Source organism: Micromonospora sp. NPDC023814 (assembly GCF_040639595.1).
Classification (GTDB): Bacteria; Actinomycetota; Actinomycetes; order Mycobacteriales; family Micromonosporaceae; genus Micromonospora.
The window spans coordinates 1-4496 of record NZ_JBFAAF010000163.1 but is presented as its reverse complement, the minus strand read 5'-3'; the positions used below and the strand labels follow the sequence as shown (position 1 = coordinate 4496).

Below are 4496 nucleotides of genomic sequence, written 5' to 3'. Positions count from 1 at the left end.
ACGGCAACAATCGCTGTCCCGGTTGACCCCCGTTGAATTCGAGACCATCATGCACCCACCGGCCAGTCAGGCCGCGTGACTACACCTGTCACCTACCGGTGCAGCAGACCCTCCGGCTTGACCTCCAGCAGACCCCGGATGTGCTCCACGATCGACAGCAGCACCTCGAACAGATCCGGGAAGTACCCAAGCCGCGCGTGCACCTTCAGCTACACCAGCAGCGCCAGAAGATAATGCTCCGCACGCGACTTCTCCCGCGCCCACGCGATCTCATCGTCGCTGGGAGTGAACGTCTCTCTCAGCGAGGGCGGGTTGCGGTCGGTGGTTGGTGATGTCCCGCTGGGGTGGGGCCAGGCAGGTAGTGCCACCACCATGCGATGCAAGGGATGTCTGCGGGGGCGCCGGTGGCGCTGGGGGTATCGGTGACCGTGCCGCTGACGGCCACGGCACCGGGGTGACGGCCGTCGGGGTTGGTGTAGCGGCCAGCGCGGATGCCCCACTCGTAGTTGCCGCGGATGAGACTGGTGAGGTTGGACAGGTACCGGCGCAAGGGCTCCTCCGCCGTGGGCCACACGGTGTCGCGGACGTCGAGGAAGCGGGCCAGGATGCGGTCCCGGAGCTCAACCGCCCGCCGTTGGGCCACTTCCTGGCTGGCCCCGGCGTGGGTCTGATAGAGGTGGACGATGTTGAGGATGGGCCCGGCCCCGGTAGGGCGGCGGGCGGCGTACCACAGTTCCTTGCCGTAGGAGTACAGGTCGTCGTCGAGGGCGGCCACCATGCTGGCCATCTCGGTCAGCGCGTGCACGGCCGGGGCGTTGATCTGCTCGTCCGGGATGTCGACCGGCTCGCTGATTTGGAACCAGGCCAGGGTGGGGAACCCGGCGACGTAGAGCAGCCGCGTATAGACGTAGTCGTTGAGGGTTGGCATCAGGCGCTGCTGGCGAGCTGCGCGTTCCCACGCCACTCCCAGGTACCAGGACAGATGCGCATCCACCAGGCGACGCCGCTGGGTCGCGGATGCCAGCTGGTGCAGCCGCTGGGCCAAGTCCGTGACCGGCCCCGTGAAGGGATGGTCCGGTGGCAACAGGGCCGCGACCGGGCTCTCCAGGGTGCGGATGACCCGCACAGCCACGTCCAGGAAGGAGAAGGCGTCCTCGGGGGCCTCCTCATCGCAGGCGAAGTCATCAAAGACGAACATCGCATACGTCCAGTCCACTGCCATCTGCAGCCGCTCAGGGTCGGCGTCGGGACAGTTGCCCGCGAAGAACAGCGCGGACTGCGTGCCCATGACGCGTTCGCGACGGCCATGCCCTCGGCATAGGCCGTGCCGCTCCATGAAGGCCAGGCCCCGTTTCTCCAGCAGCGCCACCTGGGGATGGTAACGCCACGGCATGGGGAAGTACATCGCGGGCAGACGGAGTACGATCTCGGGCCCGGCCTCGGTCTCTGGCGGGACAGACGACCCCTTACCGGGGACTGGGCACGACAGGTCCGTGGACGCTGAGGCTATGGGCACGGTGTTCCTCTCTGCGGTGAGGGCAGCCAGATATCGGGCCGGGGGCTCAGGCTCGGTCATGTCGCGTGCTCCACAGCGCCGGGTGCCAGACACCGCGGCGCGGCCGGCTGTAGAACTCCACGCGGCGGGTGGTGATCACGGGCGCGCACGAAACCCTGTGCCAGGGTCACGGCTGGGCCGTCTTGCTCGGAGCCGGGCCGGTGGGGCGGGTTGCGTGCGATGGCCCGCAGGTGCAGGCGCCGGGGGCGCAGTGCTACCGCGACGGCGGGCTGGAGTTGGTTTCCGGGGACAGGCTGCAGGCGCCAGCGTGCGGTGATGGCGGCGAGGGCGGCGGTGATCTGCAGAGTGGCGAACTGATCACCGATGCACTTGCGGGCGCCGGTCCCGAAAGGGATAAAAGCCTCCCGTCTGGGCTGCGGTCGGGTGGGGTCCCAGCGGCCGGGGTCAAAACAATGAGGCTGGGGGTATAGGTCGCTGCGATGGTGGATCAGGTAGGGGCTGTAGGCGACCGAGGTGCCTTCCGCAACGTGGTGGTCTCCCAACTGCGTGTCCACGGTGACGGTGCGGGTGAGCAGCAACGGCGGTCGTCGACGGAGAGTTTCGGTGACGATGCGGGAGGTCAGCTCCAGCTGCGGCAGGTGTTCCGGGGCGACGGCGCTACCGGCGAGGACACGGTCGACTTCCTCGTGCAGGGCGTCCTCGAGTTCGGGGTGGCAGGTCAGGAAATGAAGGGCCCAGGCCAGGATGTTGGCGGGGGTGTCGGTCGCGGCGAGGAAGAAGGCGACGATCTGGTCGGCCACCTCGGCCTCCGATAGGTGTTCTTCGCCCCCGCCCGGGTCGCGGGAGGTCAGCAGGGCCGCAAGGAGGTCGTCCCGGCCGCCGCTGGTGGTGCGGCGGTCGGTGATGAGGTCATGCACCGTGCGGCGCAGGCGGGTGTGCGCGCGCCGGAAACGCCGATGGCTGGGAAGGGGCAGGGCGGCCAGGGTGGGCGGCAGGACGGCGTGCCGCAGGGTGCCGCGCATCACGGTGGTGATGTCGGCCATGGCCTCGTGCCGCAGCCGGGAAGACAAGGCATCGGAGAACAGCGTCTCCAGCAGGGTGTCACTGGTCAGGCGCAGCATTTCGGCTGGAATATCCAAGATCCGCCCCTCGCGCCAGGAGGCGGCCAGGGCCGTGGCCTGGGCGGTCATCACATGGGTGTACTCGCGCAGGCGCAAGGGGTGGAAGGCGGGCTGGATCAGGCGTCGTTGCCGCCGATGGTCCCGGTGGGAGCAGATGGGCAGCCCGTTGCCAGCCCAGGAGCGATTGTTGTCGAAGACGGGCCCGCCCTTGTCGAAGGTGCGGTCATCGCGCAGCACCTGCCCGATCAGTCCCGGATCGCGCACCAGCAGCACCGTGAAGGGGCCCAGACGAATCTGCGTCACGGCGTCCTCGCCGGGCAGGGAGTCCAGGAACGCGCAGGGATCACGAAATAGCGCCAAGGCATGGCCCAGAAGTGGAAGGCCGGGGACCGTGGACACGGTGCGGTGGGCAGTCATAGATGCCTCCTGCGGCCTGCGGCGAGTTGGGCGGGGGCTTCGAGCCGTGTTGACCGCATGCGGCTCACCCCCGCCGTTCGGTGGCGGGTACTGCCGCTGTCCACGATCGGAGCGTTCTGCGAAGATGACACACAGTAGTGGCGTCCGTGGAAGTTCCATCATCGGCTGCGCCGTCAACAATCCATGGCCATCCGGTGTCGCCAACCGGACACTTAGTAGAGCCTTAAATCAATCGATCAGTTGATGTAGGGAAACTCATGATCTACGAGCCGTGAGCGCGCACGTCTCGACACAAATCCGGGATGGCACCGCGACGGGTTCCCCTATGGGATCAAGGGTGGCCGCCAAAGACCTTTCGGGAAATATCCACCCTCAGGGTTGGAGTGTGCACCGTAGATCCAAGGGCCCGGACGTGGCCAGGACTGCAACAGCGCGCCCCCTGGAACGGTTAAATCGCCCGCCGATCCAGGTGAAGCGGGTCACGTCCGCGTTGGTGGTGTAGGAGACGGCCAGCTCGGCCATCGCCGGGTTCTCGGAGTGGGTCAGGCAGCGGGGGCAGCCGTGGCGGGGTACGAGTCTCGGGATGCCCGTACGTGCAGGCGATCATCAGCGCGGTGATCGGTTTCCCGCCGGAGGACACCGAGCAGATCCAGGTGTGGACCGACGATGTCACCACCCTCTGGAATCCACTCGCGCCGCTCGAGGACCGGGTCGCCTCGGCCCGCCGGATGGGCGACTACACCCGCTATCTCCAGGCGCTGATCGATGATCGCAAGGCTGACCGACGCGACGACATGGTCTCCGTGCTCGTGCACGGTGCGAACGGTTTCCCCGGCGTCTCTGACGACTACGTGCACAACATCGTCCGAGGTGCCGCTCGGGTGGCCGGCTTCGACACGACCCGCGACGCGATCACCGCAACCGTCCTCGTCGCGCTGCAGAACCCGGCCGTCCGAGCCGGGATCGTTGACGATCCGACGCGGACGATCCCGAAGGTGACCGAGGAAGTCCTGCGCCGTGACGCCCCGCACCGAGGACTCTTCCGGATCGCGACCCGAGAGGTCGAGCTGGGTGGCACCGTCCTGGCCAAGGGCTCCCTCCTGCTGCTGTTGTTCGGGTCGGCGAACCGCGACGAAACGGTGTTTCCCGACCCGGACGCGGTCGACTTGAGCAGACCGAACGTTCACGACCACCTCGCTTTCGGCACAGGCCTGCACGCATGCCCAGGGGCCCCCTTGGCCCGCGCCGAGATCAGAGTCGCGTTGCAGACGCTGTTCGACCGGCTGCCCGGCCTGCGCCTCGCCGACGACTACACGCCGACCTATATCGCGAGCTACTTCTTCCGCAGCCCTGTCTGCCAGGCTGAGATGAGGCAGCCTCCCCGGTGAAGCTAGGCTTGCTGGGAGACAGGAAGAGGATCATCGTGACACTGCCCAACACGC

The 4496-nt window shown here is 67.5% G+C and carries 3 protein-coding genes; 1 reads left to right on the top strand and 2 read right to left on the bottom strand.

Features of this window, described 5'->3' with window-relative positions; genetic code table 11:
- Nucleotides 1-298 precede the first annotated feature (298 nt).
- Together AB0G14_RS34760 and AB0G14_RS34755 are read right to left on the bottom strand one after the other, a co-directional pair.
- Nucleotides 299-1369: a hypothetical protein gene (locus AB0G14_RS34760; protein ID WP_357704884.1), complete on the bottom strand. Its 1071-nt coding sequence runs from the start codon at nucleotides 1367-1369 to the stop codon at nucleotides 299-301.
- Between the two features lie 203 nt (nucleotides 1370-1572).
- Nucleotides 1573-3054 carry a cytochrome P450 gene (locus tag AB0G14_RS34755; RefSeq protein WP_357704882.1) on the bottom strand — a complete coding sequence of 494 codons (1482 nt, stop codon included), beginning with the start codon at nucleotides 3052-3054 and terminating at the stop codon, nucleotides 1573-1575.
- Nucleotides 3055-3647: 593 nt separating this feature from the next.
- Between AB0G14_RS34755 and AB0G14_RS34750 the strand changes: the two genes are divergently transcribed.
- A complete protein-coding gene (locus tag AB0G14_RS34750; protein WP_357704880.1) occupies nucleotides 3648-4442 on the top strand; it encodes a cytochrome P450 in 795 nt (264 codons plus the stop codon).
- Nucleotides 4443-4496: the final 54 nt, after the last annotated feature.